Origin of the sequence: Streptomyces vinaceus, from assembly GCF_008704935.1 — a bacterium.
Lineage (GTDB): Bacteria > Actinomycetota > Actinomycetes > Streptomycetales > Streptomycetaceae > Streptomyces > Streptomyces vinaceus.
In genome coordinates, this window is record NZ_CP023692.1 from 7,638,761 (window position 1) to 7,658,405 (window position 19,645).

General features: G+C 69.7%; 17 protein-coding genes and 1 pseudogene. 10 read left to right on the forward strand and 8 right to left on the reverse strand.

Going from position 1 to position 19,645, the window contains the following annotated elements; translation table 11 throughout:
• Positions 1 to 13: 13 nt before the first annotated feature.
• Complete coding sequence (locus tag CP980_RS34760; RefSeq protein WP_150530027.1) at positions 14 to 403, reverse strand: hypothetical protein; 390 nt, start codon at positions 401 to 403, stop codon at positions 14 to 16.
• A gap of 68 nt (positions 404 to 471) precedes the next feature.
• Between CP980_RS34760 and CP980_RS34765 the strand changes: the two are divergent.
• A pseudogene (locus CP980_RS34765) lies at positions 472 to 642 on the forward strand (transposase); the annotation flags it as partial.
• A 2,299-nt stretch (positions 643 to 2,941) separates the two neighbouring features.
• Here CP980_RS34765 and CP980_RS34775 read toward each other — a convergent pair.
• On the reverse strand, positions 2,942 to 3,262 hold the full coding sequence (locus tag CP980_RS34775) for a hypothetical protein (RefSeq protein ID WP_150530029.1): 321 nt from the start codon (positions 3,260 to 3,262) through the stop codon (positions 2,942 to 2,944).
• Positions 3,263 to 4,218: 956 nt separating this feature from the next.
• Between CP980_RS34775 and CP980_RS36280 the strand changes: the two genes are divergently transcribed.
• From CP980_RS36280 to CP980_RS34805, 6 genes are all read left to right on the forward strand, one after another.
• Positions 4,219 to 4,566 carry a response regulator transcription factor gene (locus CP980_RS36280; RefSeq protein WP_150530030.1) on the forward strand — a complete coding sequence of 116 codons (348 nt, stop codon included), beginning with the start codon at positions 4,219 to 4,221 and terminating at the stop codon, positions 4,564 to 4,566.
• A 773-nt stretch (positions 4,567 to 5,339) separates the two neighbouring features.
• Complete coding sequence (locus tag CP980_RS34785) at positions 5,340 to 5,699, forward strand: hypothetical protein (RefSeq protein ID WP_150530031.1); 360 nt, start codon at positions 5,340 to 5,342, stop codon at positions 5,697 to 5,699.
• A 3-nt stretch (positions 5,700 to 5,702) separates the two neighbouring features.
• Positions 5,703 to 5,909, forward strand: a complete 207-nt coding sequence (locus tag CP980_RS34790; protein ID WP_150530032.1) for a hypothetical protein — start codon at positions 5,703 to 5,705, stop codon at positions 5,907 to 5,909.
• 256 nt (positions 5,910 to 6,165) lie between these two features.
• The gene (locus CP980_RS34795; protein WP_150530033.1) at positions 6,166 to 7,131 is read left to right on the forward strand and encodes a GlxA family transcriptional regulator; all 966 of its coding nucleotides are present in this window, start codon (positions 6,166 to 6,168) and stop codon (positions 7,129 to 7,131) included.
• A 276-nt stretch (positions 7,132 to 7,407) separates the two neighbouring features.
• Positions 7,408 to 8,061 carry a response regulator gene (locus CP980_RS34800; protein WP_150530034.1) on the forward strand — a complete coding sequence of 218 codons (654 nt, stop codon included), beginning with the start codon at positions 7,408 to 7,410 and terminating at the stop codon, positions 8,059 to 8,061.
• Entirely contained in the window at positions 8,058 to 9,311 is a 1,254-nt protein-coding gene (locus CP980_RS34805; RefSeq protein WP_150530035.1) for a sensor histidine kinase, read from the forward strand. The genes CP980_RS34800 and CP980_RS34805 overlap by 4 nt, the downstream gene beginning before the upstream one ends.
• Before the next feature lie 100 nt (positions 9,312 to 9,411).
• On the opposite strand, the gene CP980_RS34810 is transcribed toward CP980_RS34805, so the two are convergent.
• Complete coding sequence (locus CP980_RS34810) at positions 9,412 to 10,239, reverse strand: M55 family metallopeptidase (RefSeq protein ID WP_150530036.1); 828 nt, start codon at positions 10,237 to 10,239, stop codon at positions 9,412 to 9,414.
• 734 nt (positions 10,240 to 10,973) lie between these two features.
• On the opposite strand from CP980_RS34810, the gene CP980_RS34815 reads away from it, so the two are divergent.
• On the forward strand, positions 10,974 to 11,453 hold the full coding sequence (locus tag CP980_RS34815) for a hypothetical protein (protein WP_150530037.1): 480 nt from the start codon (positions 10,974 to 10,976) through the stop codon (positions 11,451 to 11,453).
• 207 nt (positions 11,454 to 11,660) lie between these two features.
• On the opposite strand, the gene CP980_RS34820 is transcribed toward CP980_RS34815, so the two are convergent.
• The 5 genes from CP980_RS34820 to CP980_RS34835 all read right to left on the reverse strand — a co-directional run bounded on the left by CP980_RS34820 (position 11,661) and on the right by CP980_RS34835 (position 16,759).
• Positions 11,661 to 12,929, reverse strand: coding sequence for an MFS transporter (locus CP980_RS34820; RefSeq protein WP_150530038.1), 1,269 nt, complete (start codon positions 12,927 to 12,929; stop codon positions 11,661 to 11,663).
• Between the two features lie 18 nt (positions 12,930 to 12,947).
• Entirely contained in the window at positions 12,948 to 13,883 is a 936-nt protein-coding gene (locus CP980_RS34825; protein ID WP_150530039.1) for a RimK family alpha-L-glutamate ligase, read from the reverse strand.
• 584 nt (positions 13,884 to 14,467) lie between these two features.
• Positions 14,468 to 15,214 (reverse strand): S8 family serine peptidase, encoded by a 747-nt coding sequence (locus tag CP980_RS35410; RefSeq protein WP_167535933.1) that lies wholly within the window; start codon positions 15,212 to 15,214, stop codon positions 14,468 to 14,470.
• Positions 15,211 to 15,714 carry a protease inhibitor I9 family protein gene (locus tag CP980_RS35415; protein ID WP_167535934.1) on the reverse strand — a complete coding sequence of 168 codons (504 nt, stop codon included), beginning with the start codon at positions 15,712 to 15,714 and terminating at the stop codon, positions 15,211 to 15,213. The genes CP980_RS35410 and CP980_RS35415 overlap by 4 nt, the downstream gene beginning before the upstream one ends.
• A 775-nt stretch (positions 15,715 to 16,489) precedes the next feature.
• Positions 16,490 to 16,759 carry a hypothetical protein gene (locus CP980_RS34835; protein WP_150530041.1) on the reverse strand — a complete coding sequence of 90 codons (270 nt, stop codon included), beginning with the start codon at positions 16,757 to 16,759 and terminating at the stop codon, positions 16,490 to 16,492.
• Between the two features lie 837 nt (positions 16,760 to 17,596).
• Here CP980_RS34835 and CP980_RS34840 point away from each other — a divergent pair.
• Together CP980_RS34840 and CP980_RS34845 are read left to right on the forward strand one after the other, a co-directional pair.
• On the forward strand, positions 17,597 to 17,941 hold the full coding sequence (locus tag CP980_RS34840) for a hypothetical protein (RefSeq protein WP_150530042.1): 345 nt from the start codon (positions 17,597 to 17,599) through the stop codon (positions 17,939 to 17,941).
• A 411-nt stretch (positions 17,942 to 18,352) separates the two neighbouring features.
• Positions 18,353 to 19,627 carry a protein-L-isoaspartate O-methyltransferase family protein gene (locus tag CP980_RS34845; protein ID WP_208834806.1) on the forward strand — a complete coding sequence of 425 codons (1,275 nt, stop codon included), beginning with the start codon at positions 18,353 to 18,355 and terminating at the stop codon, positions 19,625 to 19,627.
• Positions 19,628 to 19,645: the final 18 nt, after the last annotated feature.

Consider the following 19,645-nt stretch of genomic DNA (forward strand, 5'->3'; position numbering starts at 1 on the left):
TTGGGCTGAACCTTCAGTACGTCTCGAAGTCGGGTTTGCAGTCAGGGTCGGGCTCCTCATCGTCGTTGAGGACTTGGGCCTTGATACCCGCGAGATCGAGTTCCCACCTCGTGAGTGTGAGCCCGCACAAGCGGCAGCCGAAATGCCGGGGGAGGAACCAGACCTGCAGGTAGTCTCCGTCCTGCTTGTCCCGGCCGCTGGCGAAGCCGGTGTGCCCGCACGCTGGGCATTCTGCGGGTACGGCCAGCGGCCACGGAGCGGCAGTCGGCAGAGCGGAGAGACTGCTGCCGAGTTCGGTGATCTCCTCTACAAACAGGCGCTGGGTGGTCTTGGCGAACTGCTCACGGGCCTGTCGGAGTTTCGCCTGGTACCGGACCTCCATCTCGCTGGTGGCCTGGGCCACCAGCGCGGTGCAGGCTTCGAGGTGCGTGCCCCAGAAGCCGGCGGGCTCCGTCGACAGGGGTTTCAGCCCACGGTTCCGGACTCGGCAAGGTGCGCTGGGTCATAGAGCGCGCCTTCGCCTGGCTCCACCAGTTCAAGCGCCTCCGTACCCGCTACGAGCGACGCGCCGATCTCCACCAGGGACTGCTCGGCCTCGCCTGCAGCACCATCTGCCTCCAGTGCCTTCGAAAGTCATTCTGAAACGATCAGTTAAGGAGACATTGATCCCGAGTGCGCGTTGCTGGTCTACCTCGGCGTTACCCTCCCTAGCTGGTAGTTCCGAACGTTCCGCCAGTCGACCGTCACGTAGGCATGATCGTCACGTTCTCCTTCAGCGCTATTTTCAACGTAGTAGGTCCGGCTGACGGATTCTCCAGGTGGAACGATGATGGGTGCGCCGGGGAATCCGAAAGTAAGGCCGCCGTCTAGATCTCGGGTATCCTCACTTGTACCTTCAAAGAAAAGTACCCTGCCTCGGTCTATGGTGAGGGAGTTGTCGGAATTTAGGTCGGCTTGGTAATGTATCTCGACTCTGATTTCCCCACCGCACTTGCCGGAGTGAGAGAAGTCTTGAGGAAGGTAGCGGACTGTATTTCTTGTCTGTGACCAGCGGGTGCAGTTCGTGTCCTTGCCGACGTCCTCGTGATCCCTGATCTGAAAGTTGACGGTGCTGATGAGGGTGGCACTCGGCGCCCGTTGGGGGGACGCGTGAGCAGCTGTGCCCACTGAGCCGCCGATTGCCATAACTATGGCGACTGGCGTAACGGAAAGAGCTTGCCTACGCCTGCGGGATGAGAGGCTCATGCCAGTACCTCCTCGGATCTGCACTAAAGGCGCTTGCGTATCATCTCCAGTAAAGCACTTATGGAGTAACACGCCGTATGATGGCGAAGATTGACGATGCAAACTCCGTGCCGTCCATCGGCGGCCGTGGAGGTCCCCCTTTTCGCCGATCCGGCGGCGTGCTGGTGGGCCCTTTTAGGGCTGTCCCGCAAGTGATCTGAGGCCGCGTTTGAGGTCTGCCGTAGCTGCGTGCGTGTGCGACCTCACCGGCCCGTTCGACGTCTTCCAGCCGACGATCTCCCACTCGGGACGCAGCTGCTGGCCAACTCCCTCGCCACCGTCTTCGGCCCACCCCACCATCTACTCCGTCGCCTTCCTCCAGCTCTACAACCACCTCGGATATCCAAAGAGCGTGCCGTCGAACGGGTGGGTGTCGTCTCAGCGGGCGTGGTGGTGGACGGTCCGCTGCTGGTGGCGCCGACCGCGGCGCGGCACAGGGCCGTCATGTCGCCTGCCCCGTGTCGGCGGTGATCCTGAACACGGCGATGAGCCTGGTTGTGGTGGTCACCGCGCTGAATGTGCGGCAGCCGCACGGTGGGTGGCGCGGCTGCGTCGGCCGGGGACGGGGTTGCGCCGGGCGGGGACGCTGGGGGCCGCGGCCAGTAGGGCGATGAGCGCGGGGCCCGCGACGAGGAAGCGTCCGTCGCCGACCTCGGCCGCGAGATGCTGCGGACGCCGGGATCTGGGACCACGCCCGCGTACCACGCCCACCACCGGGCCTTGGTCCACTGGCGGCCGGATGCGGGCTGGCCGGGCTGCTGCTGCGGCGATCAGCGCACGTCCAGTGCCCCGCGCTCCGCGCGGCGGCGACCAGGCCCGCCATCTGGCTGGGGACAACAAGGCATCCAGGGCTGCGATGGCAACGGCCGCGCCGCGCACGTTCTTTGGGCGGGACGGTGCCGAGTGGCTGCTGGAGGCGTGCGGTGGGCGGGTGTGGGAGCCTGTTTGGTGGCTGTGGCTTCGCCACGGGCCTGGTGGCGACCTGCCCACTGCGCCCCGCATAGCGGGCAAGGGGAGCCTGGGCGAGTCACCCCGAGCACCGGGCTGGGTCCAGGTGGAGCGGGCCGGGCGGCGTCATCGGGCACGGTCAGCCGAGTCTTCTCGCCGGGCCCGGGCCATGGCTGGCCGATGACCGATGGTCGGTCACCTCGCGTCCCTCTTCTGCCACTCGGCGGAGCGCGACGCCTCGCCGACCTCGTGCGGGCGTCGGCGATATGAGCTCGACGACCGCACGCGCTACCGGAAGATGCGACGGACAGGCGACCGATTCCCCACCGGGGAGCTTCGCATTTCCGCTCCTGCCCGTCGGCCGGCAGGCAGGAGCGGCGGTCGGGAGGCGTCACTGTTGTGGAAGGGTCACTGGTAGAGGTAGAAGCCCTTGCCGGGCGGGCGACCGGTCACGATTGCCGGTCTGCGTATACCGCGGGGGCGGGAGGGCCGACAGGCCATCCCGCCCCCGCGACGGCGAGTTCAAGCGTCGCCCGTCACAGCTGACGGGTTATCTGGCGGCTGTTCCAGGTGCGGCTCCCAAGGGGCTGCTGGAGCGAGGACACCGTCCCCCGAATTGGCTCTGCGGCGGTAGGCGTTAGGCATATACGTTTCGGTGGCCTGCGCCGTTCTCAGTGAAGTGTGTGAATTGCTGTACCGTGGCGCCGCTTTATCCGGCGAGTGAGGAAAGGCAGCCGGTCACGCCGCCTGCGACGACATTCGTGGCTATCTTCTTGGCGGCGTCCTTGTTGACGCGGCCGACTATCAGGGCGGCTGCTCCACCGATGCCAGCCTTGACCAGGCAGTTCTTGGCGGTCTCGGACATCGGCCTGGTGGAGAGGAGCTTCTCGCAGGCCTTGGCGTCTTTCTTCTTGCCCAGGTAGCAGTTCTTCACGTTGTTTTCCTGGATGACGTCGACCGCCTGGGCTGCGGGGGCGGCACCCGCGATGATTGCTGCGGTGAGCGCGAAAACAGCGAGCTTCTTCTTCATGGCCTCTTGCTCTGTTCGTCCGGTCGGATTTCTGGATTCCCTGGGGTTTCCGTCGTAGGTCAGTTTTGAACGGACGTGATCTTGTGGGTATCCGCCGTCCGGCGTGGAAATCGGCCCGCAGTGTGGGGAATTCGGTCGAGAGGATGGCCGAAAGGCGGGATGATGGACCGCTCGGCTCCGCCGGGCGGCGGGGGGCGGGCCCTGGTGTGTCCGGGGACGGGCTGAGGGTGGGGGCTCCGATCGAGGTTCGTACCGGCGGGCTCCGGTACGCCGGTGCCGCCCGAGGGTGCCGGCAGCCTCGCTGGGACGTTCGGTGAGCGCCGTCGCAGACGGCTGCCGGGCTTGGCGGCCGCGGTTGCCCGGGTGTTGGGCGCTTTCGTCGTCCGCGCTGCGGTAGTCCTGGGGGAGATTCAGCCCGCCTCGTCTCGCGGGAACGGATGTGGTTGGCCGTGTGTCGGGCGGTCGGCCTCCGGCTGGCGGGGGAGGGGCGCTGCTCGGCGGGGTGATGCCAGCCGGTCGGGGGATCGTGTGCGGGGCAGGTCATGGCGATGCTCAGGGGGCCGGGGGTTCGGCTGGGCACTGCTGTCGGCTGTGCCGCCGGCCGACGGTGGTGCGGGCCGGGTCTGCGTGAGCGGGTGCGCGGCGGGCGGAGCGGGATCCGCCGCGGTCCTGTCGTCTGGGCTGTGCGCAGAAGCCTGTGGCCGATGCGTGTGGGTGAGTGTGATCCGGCGGGAGGTGTTGCGCCTGCGGCGCTGGCGGCCGGGTTCCGGTGGCGCCGCTGTGATCACGCGGGTGGCGGTGTCGGCGGGCTGCAGCTGGTGGGCGCCGGGACTGCTGCGGGTCGGTGCTTTGCGGCCTGTTGCGGAGCGTGTGATCGGGGCTCTCGTTCGTCCCGGGGCTGTACGGGGGGTCCCGGGACGGACGGCAGGCCTTGGACGCTGCCTTGTCGAGAGGGGATGTGGGTGGATCCGCAAGCCAGTTCGGGCGGTGTGCGGGGAGTGGGCGGGTGCCGGTGTGGTGTGGCGGATGCTTTCGCGTGGCAGGGGAGGCCGTTGGAGCGGCTGACGGGGCGTGAGCGGCAGGTGCTCCTGCTGCTGGGCGGCGGTGCTTCGAATCGCGCGATCGGGCGCCGGCTGGGGATCGGGGAGCGCACCGTGAAGAAGCACCTGACGAGCATTCTCGCCAAGACGGGGGTGTCTTCCCGGCTGGCGGCGGCCTTGTTGGCCCAGCACCGCCATGCGGAACTCTGCCCCTACGCCGGGGGCGTCGCATCCGAGGGGGTCCCTGAGGGGCACCGGCCCTAAGGTCCACTGCCGACCGGGGCCGGCCGCCGGTCATGCTTGTCCGTGTCAGCCTGGTCGGCCCGTTCTCTGCGGAGGCGACGGTGCCTTGCCGTACCCGCGCGGCAGGGCACCGTCGGGCCGGCCCGGTCTTGGAGCGCGGCCGGAGGTCCGGGCAGCGCTCTGCCCGCGGCTTCGCCGTCGCCGCGGGGACCGCCTCGATGCGCGTCGGCCGCCTTGACCCGCTCCGGGTAATCGGCCGGCGCAGGGCATGGAGGAGCCATACCGGGTTGCCGCGACCGCCTCGCGCGGCAGCCCGTCTAGGCCCGCCGGCAGTCCGAAGCCCCGGTCGTCCAGGCCGGGGGGCGGTTGCCCTCCCCCACGGGTGCCCGCCTGTCCCTGGGCCTGATCCGCGCCAAGACGCTATCCCGCCCGTGCCGGGAGCGCCGCTGGGTGTGAGGGGCGAACCCAGCCGCCCACAGCCTTGCCGCCCTGCGCTCGACGGGAGGTCCGGATCCCAGGGATCCCGTTCTCCCGCCGTGCTTGGGCGGCCCCCGCATGCCGCCTGCGTTCCGGCTCTCCTGCGCTTCCCCGCCTTCGCGGGTTTCGGTAGCCATGGGTGTGACCGCGGCTATGTGGACGCCTGCGGGCCTGCAGCGGGGCTCGTTTGGCAATGCGGCCGCAAGAGGCGCTTGATCTGTCTCCTGGCATTCGGATAGGAGCCCGCCCCCGCGGGACGGCTGTTCAGTGGCCCTCCTTTCGGCGGGATGCCCTGCCGGGTACCCGCCGCTCGGCGGATGGCCCGGCCGCTCTATTTGGCCGATGATCGTTTCATTGTTCAACGATCGGCAGTGAAGTCGGGATTCATGAAGAACCAGATGTGTGTGACTGCCCTGCGCGCCCTATGGGTGCGGAGCGGCGCCGAGGCGGCGGGCTGCACCGTGGACGTCGCGCGGGAAAGGGGCGGCAAGGGGTGCTGCTCAGAGGAGAGGGGGCGGGCGGCGCGTGCGCGGCTCCTTGCGGCCAAGCCGGTGTTCAGCCCCGCCCAGGGCCGGATGGTGGAAGCAGGCGTCGGCGGTGCGGGCTCACGCTTGATCGAGCGGGCCGGCAAAGACTTGTCGGTGGTACCGGCCGCTGATGTGGCTGTGGAGGTGTGAGCGATGTCTGACTCGCGTGTGGGCGCCGGGCGCCGGATTGCCGCGAAGGTGGCAGCCGCCGTGGTTGCCGTGGCTGTGGTCGTTGGTGTCAACAGGTACCTGGTGACTGCCTACTGGCAGGAATTGGTGGTCACCGCCGTGGTGGTGGCTGCGATGACCGCCGGCATGAGCCGCTTGGACCGCCGCGCCCGCCTGCGACGGCAGCCGTGATCCCACCGCTGCTGGTGGCTGCCCTCAGCCGCGGCGGGGTGGCGGGCCCAACCGCTGCGGTGAAGGGGCCAGGGCCGCTGGTGCGGAGCGTACGGGGCGAGGCCGCCGTCGCGCTCGCCTCCCCGGCGCCCTTCACGGGCGCCATTCGCGGCGCGCGGCGGCGGGCCGTGCCGCCGTCCACCGGCCCCGACCGCATGACGTAAAAGGTGGGAAACGTGACGTTGCGGACATTCGCGGGGGAGGGCAGGCTGGAGAGGTGAGGACCCGGACCGTGTACATCCCGCTGTTCGACGGCGTCGAAGCCCTGGACGTATCCGGGCCGATGGCCGTCTTCGCCGGAGGCAACACGATCCAGGCCGCCCGCTCGCCGGGCACGACCGCCTACACCCTGCGCACCGCCAGCTGCGCCGCTTTACCGGTGCGTTCGGCCAGCGGTCTGACCCTGCTCCCCGACGAAGACCTCGACATGCTTTCCGCACCCCACACCATCCTGGTTCCCGGCCTGACCATGGACGACCGACAGGACCGCGCGCCGGGCGTCGTGGCCTGGCTGCGCGAAAACGCCGCCCGTGCGCAGCGCGTGGTCTCGGTGTGCACCGGCGCGTTCCTGCTGGCCGAAGCGGGAGTGCTCAACGGCCGTACCGTCACTACCCACTGGAACTGGGCCGACCGACTTGCCGAGGAGTACCCGAAGGTCACCGTGAATGCGGACCCCATCTTCATCCGCGACGGGAAGGTCTCCTCTTCCGCGGGTGTCACTAGCTGTATCGACCTCGCTCTCGCCCTCGTCGAAGAGGATCTCGGCCGCGACGCCGCACTGGTCATCGCCCGCTACATGGTCGTCTTCCTGCGCCGGCCCGGAAACCAGAAACAGTTCAGCACCCAGCTCGCCGGTCAGCTCGCACACCGCGACAACCTGCGCGAAGTCCAGCAGTGGATCGCCGACCACCCCGATGGCGACCTAGGCATCGAAGCCCTTGCCCGGCGGGCGGGCCTGTCGCCCCGTCAGTTCACGCGCGCCTTCACCGCCGAGACCGGCATCTCGCCAGGCCGCTACGTGGACCAGAGCAGAATGGAGACCGCGCGCCGCCTCCTGGAAGAGACCCGCGACAGCGTCGAACACATCGCCCGCGCCAGCGGATTCCCGAGCACCGAGGCCATGAGGCGCGCCTTCCACCGCGTACTGGGAGTCTCCCCGGCCCAGTACCGCACCGTGTTCTGACCCTCGTCCCGCCTGAGACCCGGTCCTGCCCGCGCAACGGGACCCGCCTGCACTGGCCTTCCGGCACCGAACCTGCCGGTACCCACCTTGCGGAAACCGGACTGCCTGTCCTGGTCTATCCCCGGAGCCGGATCCGCCGCTACCAGCCTGTCCCGAACGGAACCGCCGCTACCGGCGAGTGGGAGCCGTTCCGTTCCTTCGCCCCCACACCACCCCATGCCCCCTGAGCGCCAGGAGCCCTCTGTGCCCACTCCCGCCTGCCCGGCCCTCCGGGTCATGGTCGTAGACGACGAAGCCCTCCTGCGGTCAGGCATCTCAGCCATCCTGGACACCGCATCCGACATCGAGGTCGTGGCGGCCTGCACGGGAGCCCAGGCCCTGGAACACGCCGGCGCGCACCAGCCCGACGTCGTCCTGCTCGACGTCCGTATGCCCGACGTCGACGGCCTGACTGTCCTGGACTGGCTCCAGGAGCTGCCCCGCCCTCCCCACATCGCAATGCTGACCACGTTCGACGCCGACGAATACCTCAGCCAGGCCCTGCAGCGCGGAGCGGCCGGGTTCCTCCTCAAGGACACCGAACCCCGTGACCTGATAGCCGCCGTACGGGCTCTGGCGACCGGCGGCGGATGCCTTTCCACCCCCCTCGTGCGCCGCCTCACCCACGCCGGCCCCGCCGCCGCCTCACACGCCGATGCTTGCGCCGCCGCCCCACAGCTGACCGCCCTCTCCAGCCGCGAACGCGAGGTCCTCGCTCACCTGGCGCAGGGCTTGTCGAACCACGAGATCGGTGCGCTCCTCCACCTGAGCCCCGCCACCGTCAAGGACCATGTCAGCGCCCTTCTGGCCAAACTCGGTGTCGGCAACCGCGTCCAGGCCGCCGTCCTGGCCACCCGCGCCTCACTCACCGCCCCCGACACCGCATCGTGAGCGCCCCCCTCTGCCCCGCCGAACGCACCCCGTGGATCATCCGCTTCTTCTTCTCCACCGCTGCGACCCCCGCCCGCCACAGCGGCGACCTCTTCCTCGCCGCCCTCGTCCTCCTCGAGTCCTCACCCCTGCTCACCCGCACCCCATCCCCGGCCCACGCCCTGGTGCTCCTGGCCGCCGCCGCCCTGCCCCTGCGCCGACGCCACCCCCTGACCGCGTACCTGCTCACCCTCCCGGCCCTGTGGACCACCCACGCTCTGACCGGCGCCTGCTTCACCCTGTGCGCCCTCGTCAGATCCCAAACCCGCCGCACCCTCATCGCCCTGGCGACCTGCCTCCTCATGCTGGGCGCCTTCCTGTGGTGGCGCCCCTGGCACACCGGGACCTGGCAGACCGGCCCCTGGCCGGCCCTGCCCGCCAAGAGCTTCCGGCGCAACGCCCACCATGCGGTCGCCGCCTATCTCATCGCCACCGCCCCGGTCGCCCTCGGACTGCTCTACCGCGCCCGCACCGACCTCGCCGCACGGATGGCCGAACTCCACAACCTGAAAGAAAGAGAGCAACGCCTTCACGAACGCGCCGCCGTCAGCCGAGAACGCAACCGCATCAGCCGCGAGATGCACGACGTCGTCTCCCACAAAGCCACCCTCATCGCCGTCCAGGCAGGCGCCCTTGAAGTCACCACCACCGACCCCCACGTCCGCCAGAGCGCCGCCACGCTGCGCACTCTGGCGGTGACCACCCTCCAAGAGCTCCGCTCAGTCCTTTGGGGCCTGCGCGCCACCGAACCCACCGACCCCCCACCCGGCCCGCCGCCACGCCTAGCCGGCCTCCCCGCCCTGGTGGCCGACTCCCACACCGGCGCCACCTTGACCCTCGACCCCGCCCTCGCCACAGCAGCACTGGACGAACACCTGCAGCGCACGGTTTACCGAGCCGTACAGGAAGCTCTGACGAACGTCCGCAAACACGCCCCCGGGGCCCCCACCACCGTCACCATCGGCGCGAGCGAGGACCATCTCCACCTGCGCGTCCACAACCTCGCCCCCCACCGCCCCGCCCCCACCCTGCCCGGCAGCGGTCTCGGCCTCCTGGGCCTGCGCGAGCGTGCCCTGATCCACAGCGGCACCCTGGAAGCGGCCCACCTCCCCGACGGCGGCTTCCAGATGACCCTGCGCCTTCCGCTCACCGCCCAGCACGCCACCCCCGCCCCCAGCCCGGCTAGTGCCCCTGGACCCCGGCCCCGGTGACGGGACTGGCCGACACGCGCCTGGCTCAGCGCGACCAGACCGTGGGCCAGCCCCTGAGCGCGAGCCGATGAGCCGTCCACGATTCACCTTGCATGGCGGGCTAGGCGGGTTTGATGCTCGCGAGCTGTACGAGGAGCAGGACCAGCTGGTAGGCGTCGGCGAAGTCCGCGGCGGAGAAGGTGACCGTCCGGCCGCCCTCGGCGCGTGAGACACCTGGCACGAGTGTCGCCAGGTCAACCATGTACGGGCTGGAGAGGTCGACCTCGACACCCAGCGGCCCGCCAAGGCGGAGCGGTGGTATCAGCCCACGCCGCTTGACCGCCTCGGCGGCCGCCGGGCGAAGCCGCTCACGGGCCTCCGCAGGGTGCAGGGCCACGGCGGCGGCATAACCGAGAGCCTGCTTGACCGCGACCGTGACAGCCGAGGGCACCAGACCATCCAGTTCGGCGCACGCGGCGTCATCACCGCTGAGCAGCACGACCGGAACGCCCACATGCCCGGCCATGGCGGCGTTGAGGCCGATCTCCCCCATCGGACAACCGTTTAGCCGCACGTCTAGGACGGCGCCGCTCATGGTGTGTGCCATCACGGCCGGACCGCGGCCGGCTCGGGCGTGGTAGCCGACGAGCAGCAGCGCGTCAGTGTGCTCGTCGAGCCCGCCCAGCATGCTCAGCGGGCGCGGCTTTCCGCGGACCAGGCGGGCTCGCCGGTCGAGGTCCTCAGGCAGCAGGTTACTGAAAGGGCCGTGAGCGTCGGCGACCCACACCTCGGCCGCGGGTTCGGCGTCCAGGACGCCCGCTATCACGGCGTTGGCCTCGGCCGTCATCAGCGCACGGCCTCGTTCGTAGTCGTAACGATCCGGGTTCGTCTCGGCGAGTTGAACGATCCCCGAGATGCCCTCCATGTCAACAGAGATCAGTACCTTCACAAGGCAGGGAGCCTATGGGCTGCCCGCGCCGACCGGCAGTGCACCATGGGGACCCCTGGCCTGCTCGGCCAGACAATTTCACTGCGTCCCGGTCAAGGAATGCCGCCGGATCCGCTCCGTAGGCGGCGGATGCCCGTCAGGTGCACCGACGTCCAGGACGTGGACGGCCGTTGAGGCGCCTTCGGGTCACGAGCACGACGTGCCGACACCTGTTGGGGGATGTCCCAGCCCCACAGCGAATGGAAAGATCAAGCGCGCAGGACCCGGATGGACGATCGGCTTCCTCCTGGCCAGCGTCGTGATGCCCGTGACTGGGTACCCGACGAGTACCGGGCACGGATCTACGCCCTCGCCTGTCAGCACGCTCTTGTTGGCGACCTCGGACCGGGCATCCGGCCTTTTCAGGCCGGACGACCCGGGCGCCGCGCCCGGATCGACGGCTGGCGGGTCACTTCACCCGGTCGGCCGATGGCTGCACCCGGTCGCCGACCGGTCAGGCCGTATCCCTCGTAAGCGTCCTCTCCATGCCGCGCCGAGAAGATGACGAATGCGCGTTCGCTGTAGAGCATTCCGTTCTATTCACAGGCTCACTGCAGAGATAACCCACATGGCTTACACGGGTGCGGCGTGTTGACGTAGCTACTGGCGCCACCCCCTGCGTGCCGTGCGACGAGCCGTGATCATCTGCCGGTAGCAGGACCGCACCCAGGCGGTTCCCGTCCGATGGGATCTCCATGTTTCGTGTACGCCGTTCCTCTGCCGTCCTCCCCGCCCTGGCCATGACGGTGACGGCCTGTCTCGGCGGGTCACTGGCCGCGGCGCCCGCAGCGCACGCCGACGTCGTCAACAGCTGTGGTGGGGCTGTCTCCGACTACATGGGTCTGCTAGCCCTCGACACTCCGTTCATCGGTACCGTCACGCTGCCTGGTGGCGGCACCCGGGACATCAAGATCAGTCCGCAGTTCCTGACCAGCACCCTGCTGAAGACGGAGATCACCGCTTCGCCCACCGACTCCCGCTACGCGATCGGCAACATGGTCATCCGGACGAACTCCCTCGGCCGCGGCCAGATCACCTTCCCCACCTTCGCCGGTCTCAAGGGGCGCACTACCAGCCAGCTGTGCCCCGTCGGCACTCGCGTCACCAAGATGCTCGGAAAAGTCTCCGTCGCCGGCGTCAAGGGCGAGCTCGATTTCGCCGCTTCGCGCATCTGACCCGTGAAGGGCGGGGCACGGCGACGTAACCGGTCGGATTCCGGATCGAGCCCCTGGTAATACCGCGGCCCTCACCCTGCACCTCTGAGGGTGAGGGCCGCGGCTGTGCCCGGTACCCGATTTCTCCACGCCCCAGGAGCGCTGACAGCCACCTTGCCGTTGCTTTCCTGGCCGTGCCGTCGGAGGTGGCCGACATCCGTGGCCTGTTCAGATGTTGTGTGGCTGAGGGCTGGCGACCGGGTGGGATCCGGTCTTGAGGGGTGTGGGCGGGCGCGCGTGGAGCAGGCCGATGGTGAGGGCCGCCACCGCGGATACGGCGCCGCCCAGCGCCAGGGCGGTCCGCGGGCCCGCGCTCTGGGCGGTCCATCCGACCAGGGGGGCCAACAGGGGTGTAGTGCCCAGGGTGGCGAGGAGGTAGAGGCTCATGATCCGTCCGCGTATGCCCTCGCCTACGCCGAGCTGGAGGCGGGCCTTGGCGGCGGTGAGGAAGACCAGCAGCGCCGCTCCCGTCGGGACGAGCAGGACGAGGAAGGACCCCGGTCCGGGCATCAGGGCGCAAGCGGTCTCCAGCGTCCCGAAGGCGAGGGCGGCGGCTGCCAGTCGACGGCCGCTCACCCGCGGGCGGCGGGCCGCCAGGAGCGAGCCGATGACGGACCCGGCGGCCAGGGCGGAGTTGCCCAGCCCGAACATGGCGGCCGGGGCGTGGTAGACACGGGTGATCATCAGCGCGGTGGTGATCTGGAAGTTCATGCCGAACGCGGCGACGACCGCGACGAGGACCAGCGTGAGCGCGAGGTCGCGGCGGTCGCGGACGTAGCGCAGGCCGGCCCGCACCTGCCCCTTGGCGCGGGGAACCGGCGGGGCCGGGCGGCCTGCCCGGGGGTCCATGCGCAGCAGGCAGACGATCACGGTCAGGTAGGAGAGGGTGTTGGCGAGGAAGGCGGGGCCGGGTCCGAAGAGGACGATGAGGGGTCCGGCGAGTGCGGGGCCCGCCATGCGCGCGAGGTTGAGGACGGCGCTGTTGAAGGCGAGGGCGCTGACGAGCTGGCTGGGTGCGACGGATTCTCCGATGAAGGCCTGCAGGGCGGGCTTCTCGACCACCATGGTGAACCCGAGGGCGAGGGCCAGGACGCAGAGGGCGTCCAGGCGGGCCGCGCCGGTGGCGACGAGCAGTGCGGGAATCAGTGCGAGGACGGCCATCACCGTCTGGGAAGCGAGCAGGATCCCCCGGGTGGAGTGCCGGTCCACCAAGACGCCGCCGTAGGGCCCGAATACCAGGAGGGGCAGGAACTGCAACGCCGTGGTGATGCCCAGGACCGTACCGTTGCCGTGTGAGAGGTCCAGGGCCAGCCAGTCCTGGGCCACCTTCTGTATCCACGTACCCGTGTTGGACGCCGTCTGGCCGAGGGCGAAGAGCCGGAAATTCGGGCTTCTCAGCAGCGGCCACCGCTGCGGTGTGCGGGAAAGCGGGTGCAGGTCGGACTCCTCCTCGGCCTATCGGCCCGATGGTTCGGGCCCCTCTTCGGCAGCCGTCAGACGGGTCCGGCAGGCGGCCGCGAGCGCGGCGGTGATGCCTTTCATCTCGGGTTGCCAGCCGGCGTTGGCGTTCACCTCGCAGACCGTGAACCCGCCGTCCTGAGCGAACAGCAGGTCCACCCCGGCCACCCCAAGCCCCATCACGGCGGCAGCCCGGACCGCGAGGTCCTCACCTTGCGGATAACGGCCCGTGCAGGGCGTGAGAGTCGCGCCCAGAGCCAGATTGGAACGGAACTCCCCTCCACTGGCGGAACGCACGACCGCACCGGCCGCACGTCCGTCGACGACCACCACGCGCAGGTCACGGCCGTGGGAGTATCCGACGTACTCCTGGAACAGACAGCCTGTATCCGGTTCGAGCCCGCCATGAACGACCCGGAGTGCTTCAACGTCCGGCGCCAAAAACACCTGTTCGCCGCGGTGCCCCCGGACCGCCTTCACCACACACGGATGCGGTAACCCGGCCCCGATCACCGCATCCAGGGAGCCACCCGCACTCATGCACGTTTCGGGCACCGTGAGTCCCGCCGACGCGAGCCGCTGCACTTGCCAAAACTTGTCCAGACAGGCCAGCACCGCATCCGCCGGGTTCAGCAGGACGCTGCCCATCGCCTCCAGATGCCGCAATAGCGTGATCTCCCGGCTCACGCCTGTCCCCGGCGTCCACACCCTCCCGTACACCACTTTCGGAGCCTGCACCGCACACCCGTCCAGACCATGCAACGCCAGGCCGCCCCGCCCGGCCCCCATCAACAGCTCCCCGCTGCCCACGACAGCGAACCGGTCGCCGAACTCGCCTTCCAGAGCCTGCGTGATCAGCCCGGTCACCGGCCGCTGCGACAGACCGGCACCCAGCACCAGCCACACATCGGCGCCGCGACTCGCCAGGTTCATACGGCCCCGCCACTGCCAGCCACGGACACCCGGTCCTCTCCTGTTCACCGGGCCGCCGGACCCGTCCGCCACCCCCACCAACCACTGCCCATATCGGGCAAGGGCAGATATAACGCCATTGGACTCACCCAGATGGCGCAGAACCGGAGCCGAGTGCAGTTCTCAACGACGCTCGTCGCACTGTGTGGTGAGGTGCGGGAGACACGGCTTGCACATCAACTCACTGGACGGACAGGGCCCGGTCAACGACGCCCAAGCCCTGCCCCAGCTCATCGACGCCGTCCGCTCGGCGGCTAACGCATCACCGACCTGCGCACCTTTTCACCCCCGCCCCTGCCCCCCCCGCCTCGGCAACGCGTGACTGGTGCTGTCCGCCGTACGCAGCGCGCTCACGGCGCGGCATAGCAGCGGGTGGCCTTCGCCGTTGCGGTGGGGGAGTGCCTGTGGGCCGCTCGCTCGGTCGGGCGGCCCACAGGAGTAGGAGCGGGTCGGCCCTCCTGGTGCGGGTGCGGGCTTTGCTGGGCAGGGAATGCTGTCCGCTACCGCCAAAGCGGTCGGCTGGCGGGGTGCGGACTCCAGGGTGGTTAGAGGCCGGCGGTGTACAGCAGGCAGTTCGTGGTGGCCTTGGTGACGTTGGTGATGGCGTCCTTGGTGCACTCGAATGTGAGCCATTCGGCGATGTCGGTGGAGGTGGCGTTGGGGTTGGCGGCCTTGTAGAGGGCGGCGACGCCGGCGGTGTGGGCGGCGGCCATCTGGGTGCTGCTGCGGACGGCGCTGCCGCCGGCCGCGGCGGCGGCGGTGATGCCTTCGCCGGGGGCGTAGATGCCCTGGCAGGTGCCGGCGTTGGTGAACGAGGCTTCTTCGTCGAACTTGTTGGTGGCCGAGACGGTCATGACGTTGTCGGCGCTGGCCGGGGAGTAGCCGCAGGCGTCCGCTTCCTGGTTTCCGGCGGCGACGATGGGAAGGACGTTGAGGTCGGAGGCGACGGTGGCGGCGGTGTCGACGAGGGCGTTCTTGGCGAGGACGGCGGAGACGTCCATGATGGCGGGCTTGTTCTGGAGGCGGGCCTGGGCCGCGACGTAGTCCATGCCGGCGATGAGGCCGGCTGCGGTGCCGGTGCCGTTGCAGCCCAGAACGCGGACGGCGACGAGCTTGGCCTGGCGGGCCACGCCGTAGGTGTTGCCGCCGATGGTGGAGGCCACGGCGGTGCCCTGGCCGTAGCAGTCGGCCTGCTGCTGCCCGTCGACGACGGCGTTGAAGCCGCGGGTGGCACGCCCGCCGAACTCTGGCAGGCCGATGTTGATGCCGGAGTCGACGACGTAGACGGTCACGTTGGACGTGTTCTGGGTGACGTTGAACTGCCCGTCCCGACGCCGAGCACGTTGTCCCAGCCGGTCTTCTGGTCGATGCGGTCCAGGCCCCAGGAGAGGGCCGGCAGCGCGGCCTTGGCACTCGCCGCGGGCTGCGCCTTGGCAGGTGCCTTGGCGGGGTCGGCGGTGGTGACGCTGTCCTGGGTGACGGCGGTCACGCCGGGGGTGTTGCGGATCTTGGTGACCTGGGCCGGGGTGAGCTTTGCGGCGAAGCCGTTGAGGACGGTGCTGTACGTGTGCAGGGTGGCGACGCCCGGGAGGGCCTGCTTCGCCACGCTGGCGGGGGTGACGCCCTTGTCGAGGGTGACGATGTACTGGCCGGCGACCGCATTGGCGCTGGCGTTGAGCGGTGCGGGCTCCGCCCGCATGGTGGTGCGGGCCTCGGCGGATGCGAGCGGGCCGGCGGTGAGAGCGGCGGCCACGACGAGCGCGGCGGAGCTGTAACGCAAGGTCGAACGCATTTCGACTCCTTCAAGGGCGCGTACATGAACAGGAGCAGGCCACGGCGGCGCGCCACGTGACGGGCTGCCGGGCACGGCCGCGCGGGCACGCTGGGGTGCCGGGGCGCCGGTCGGGGCTAAAGCCCGCGGGAGTGCAGGGGGTGACGCGGCGGCCTGTGCAGGCCCATCCCGGTCAGCGCGTGCTTGGCGGACTCTTCAGTGAGCCACTCACGGATTGCCGCCGGGGCAGCGAAGGCGCAGTGCCTGACCCTGAGCCTGATGTGAGTGGTCACAGGAGAGACCCAACAGGCTGTCGGTAAGCCATGTAAAGAGGCGAAATGCGGCCAATCGGGCGGGGACTCTCACCCCTTGAATGGCGGATCGTTTCCTCCCATACGAAGAAAGGATTCTCCGCCGAACCGTTCCGGCTCGGACGCGCGGGGCCAAGTTCACCCGCCCAGCCGGTAGTACACGCCCGCACGCCCCGACCTTGGCCGGCGCAGCCGCAGCACACATGCGTACCGCGACGGCGCCTTCATCTCAAGAGGACCCTGGAGCGGAAAGACCGAGGTGCGGCGGGAACCCGCGACGTCCGCGGCGGGGGCTCTGCGTTGTGCAGTCCCGGCAGGCAGAAGGATGCACGCCCCGGGAGCGCGACGCCGAGCCGCGCTCCAGTCCGGCCGCTTCCTTTTGCCCCTCAGGTCCCGCCTGCCGCGCCGCGCGCGGGTCAGCCGCGCGCGGCGCGCCCAGAGGGACCCGGGCCTGAGACGGTGCGGGGAGGGTGGGCCGTAGTTGGTCAGGTGGGGTCGTCCTCTGGTGTGGTGTGCCAGATGGACCAGCATTCGTCGAGGTCGGCCGAGGCGGCGCCGGGGCGGTTCTCGAAATGGGCGGTGGAGATCGCCGCGCGCAGCTCGTCGAGGCTGTGGAGGTAGTCCTCGGCGAACAGTCGGCTCTCCGCGTCGGCGGGGGAGGCTGGCCGCAGTGCCAGGAGCCGGCGCTTCCACCGGCTGAAAACGATCACCAGAGCGATCCAGACGACCCAGGAACTGAGAACGGCCAGGATCATGTCGAGGCCGCCCGGGGCGGCCCGTGCCTGTGCGCGACGCGCATGGCTTGTTCCTTGAGGGGGAGGAGAGCGGAATACCTATGGGCGTGCGATACGCAGGCGCGAGGCATGCCCTCATCAGACACTGCAGTCGCGGAATTAATCCTTCCGTTTGATGGTCGGCGGGGCCATCCCCGGAACAGGTGGTCGCTGGATCGAGCCTCTGACGCCTTTGCCTGACGGCCGGGCCCTTGCCCCCTCAAAGCAGCCCCCAAGTCGCTGACGCTCGCTCCGTCTCCCTTCATGTCGCAGATACGCACTGCCCTCGAAGTCGAAGCCGCGCCGCGTACCCGCGGCGGAGTCCGTAGCCGTGGACAAGCCGCTTGCGGCTCATGGGGGCCTCTCGGTGGTGCGGTTGACCGTATCGCCGACGGCAGGCATCAGCCTCGGGATCAGCAGCCGCGCTCACCGCCGCACGCACTGGCGCGCCTTCCACCCCGCCCGCGGCGACCGCGCCTGCCCCTGTGGCCCTGGCAACCGGTCCGTCTGCAGCCATCACTGAGGCAGCCCGGTTCCCACGCCACGCAGTCCTTGACCGTCACACCGACCCAGCAACTCCGGAAAGCCGGCCGATAGCATGTCCGCCCTCCTCAGCCCGAGCGTGGCAAACCGGGCAGCCCCGCCACTCGGCGGGGCCCAATTCAGCACAGTGGCCTGTAATCAGGCTCCGCATTCCGCCCTGTGCCAGGCCAATTCCCGCTGGTCGGCGGAGTGCACATCGGGCCGCGCCCCGAAAGGATGGACTCGTTCAGCCACACCCGTCCATACGCATACATCACCCGTATCCAAGGAATGCACATGAAGATCAAGTCCCTGTCCCTGCTCACAGTTGCCGTGTTCGGCGTGATGGCCCTGGGAGCGGCTCCCTCGCAAGCGGCCGGCGGAACATACTCCTGCAAGGGCTACGCCGACATGGGCAAGACGGGCAGTCCGACGGCGTACTCGACCTGCAAGGCCGACGGCAACGGAAAGAGGGTGGCCCAGCACCGTGTGGTCCTCAAGTGTGACCAGGTGCAAGGCGCCCGTGAATCGGTGGTGACCTACACTCGCTACGGCAACTGGGCAGGCCCGAATGAGCGGTCAAACGTCGCCTGCGCGAAGACCAAGAACTTCCTTCGCGGCGTGAGCGTCGAGACCAAGTAGTCTGAACCCCGGCCGTCGTGCCCGTGCCCCCACTCTGCCTGAGCACGTGCAGGGCACCGCGATAGAGCCCGGGTGTCGCCGTACTCGCTATGCCGCTCGGAACGAGCTCACCCGCTCCGTGCCCGACAGCGTGAACCGCTGGCTTGAGTCCGTCCGGCCGCCGACTGCTGGGCAGCCGGCGCGGCTGTCAGTGCCCCTCGCTGATACCGCACACCAGGCCCTGGCGAGCACAGATCCGGGGACGCCAAGGGTTACAAGCAGCGGGAAGCAGCCACGCCGGTTCTCTTCGTGTCCGGCATACGCCCTGTCGTGCCGGCTCCGGCGGCTATACCGTTAGCGGGTTCTCGACCCGTGGGAGGTCTGCTGTGTCAGGGATCGTGGAGGGCAAGCACCGGTCACCGATCGGTGACGATGGGCATCAGCCCAACCGGCCTGTCCCACCTCCTCCGCCCCCGCCTCCACCACCTCCCCCGCCGCCCGGCAACCAGGGTCCGACGGGGTAGCCGTGCCGCCACCCCGGATGCCCCCGCTACCGGCGCGCTCCTCGACGGGCTGCTCGGCCAGGTCGCCGAGCAGCTCGGCCGACCCCTGCCCGCGCGCCTGCGGAAGGCCTTCCACCGTGTGCCGCGCCACCGGTTCCTGCCCGACCGGATCTGGCTGCGCGACGGATCGGGCGGCTACCGGTCCGTGGACCGGGCGACGGAGCCCGACGGCTGGCTGGCTGCGGCCTACACCGACCAACCGCTGGTCACCCGCTTCACCGACGGTCTGCCGTCCTCGTCGGCGTCCATGCCGTCGATGGTCGCCCGCATGCTCCTCCTGGCCGGCCTCACCGAACCCACCGGCCAAGGCCAAGCCCCACTCCGGGTGCTGGAGCTGGGCGCCGGGACCGGCTTCAACGCGGGACTGCTGTGCATCCTGGCCGGGGATGAGCAGGTCACCACGGTCGATCTCGACCCCACCCTCGCCGCTGGCGCGCAGGAGAACCTGAAGAGGGTCGGCCGGGCGCCGACGGTCGTGGCCGCGGACGGCGCCGGCGGATGGCCGCCGGGCGCCCCCTACGACGTCGTCCTGGCCACGTTCTCCGTCGACCACATCCCGCCCGAATGGCTGGCCGGGATCCGGCCGGCAGGCGGCCGCATCGTGACCCCCTGGACCTCGCCCTGGTGCAGCTACGGCACCCTCGAACTCACAGCCACGGATACCGGCCCCGCCCACGGACGCTTCCACTCCTTCGCCTCCTTCATGCCGATGGCACGCTCCCACGCCGAGTCCCGCCCGTCGACGACCGCGCCCGCGGGCGACGACAGCGCAGCCGCCTCGTCGACGGGGCTCTCGCCATGGGCGGTCGCGGGCGGCGACCTCGACGCCGAGTTCCACATCGGCCTCACCGTCCCCGACGCCTCGTACGCCTGGGACACCAGCGGCGACCACGCCCACACCCGCCTCCAGATCCAAGACGCGGCCACCGGCTCCTGGGCGACGGTCGACTACGACGGCCGCACCGCGGCCGACTTCACCGTGGCCCAAGCAGGACCCCGACAGCTGTGGGATGAGGTCACCGCCGCCTACTGGCGTTGGGAGGAGCTGGGCCGGCCGAGCGTCGACAGGTACGGCCTGACCATGACAACGGGTACGACCGTCGTGTGGGCGGGCTCTCCCGCGAGTCCCGTCGCCGAACGCTGATCTTCGAACTGACTTCGA

Excerpts from the sequence above, each read along its gene's own strand:
- CP980_RS34775 (WP_150530029.1), bottom strand. The coding sequence starts at position 3,262 with ATGAAGAAGAAGCTCGCTGTTTTCGCGCTCACCGCAGCAATCATCGCG.
- CP980_RS36280 (WP_150530030.1), top strand. The coding sequence starts at position 4,219 with ATGTGGGTGGATCCGCAAGCCAGTTCGGGCGGTGTGCGGGGAGTGGGC.
- CP980_RS34785 (WP_150530031.1), top strand. The coding sequence starts at position 5,340 with ATGGCCCGGCCGCTCTATTTGGCCGATGATCGTTTCATTGTTCAACGA.
- CP980_RS34790 (WP_150530032.1), top strand. The coding sequence starts at position 5,703 with ATGTCTGACTCGCGTGTGGGCGCCGGGCGCCGGATTGCCGCGAAGGTG.
- CP980_RS34800 (WP_150530034.1), top strand. The coding sequence starts at position 7,408 with ATGGTCGTAGACGACGAAGCCCTCCTGCGGTCAGGCATCTCAGCCATC.
- CP980_RS34815 (WP_150530037.1), top strand. The coding sequence starts at position 10,974 with ATGTTTCGTGTACGCCGTTCCTCTGCCGTCCTCCCCGCCCTGGCCATG.
- CP980_RS34825 (WP_150530039.1), bottom strand. The coding sequence starts at position 13,883 with ATGAACCTGGCGAGTCGCGGCGCCGATGTGTGGCTGGTGCTGGGTGCC.
- CP980_RS35415 (WP_167535934.1), bottom strand. The coding sequence starts at position 15,714 with ATGCGTTCGACCTTGCGTTACAGCTCCGCCGCGCTCGTCGTGGCCGCC.
- CP980_RS34835 (WP_150530041.1), bottom strand. The coding sequence starts at position 16,759 with ATGATCCTGGCCGTTCTCAGTTCCTGGGTCGTCTGGATCGCTCTGGTG.
- CP980_RS34840 (WP_150530042.1), top strand. The coding sequence starts at position 17,597 with ATGAAGATCAAGTCCCTGTCCCTGCTCACAGTTGCCGTGTTCGGCGTG.
- CP980_RS34845 (WP_208834806.1), top strand. The coding sequence starts at position 18,353 with ATGGGCATCAGCCCAACCGGCCTGTCCCACCTCCTCCGCCCCCGCCTC.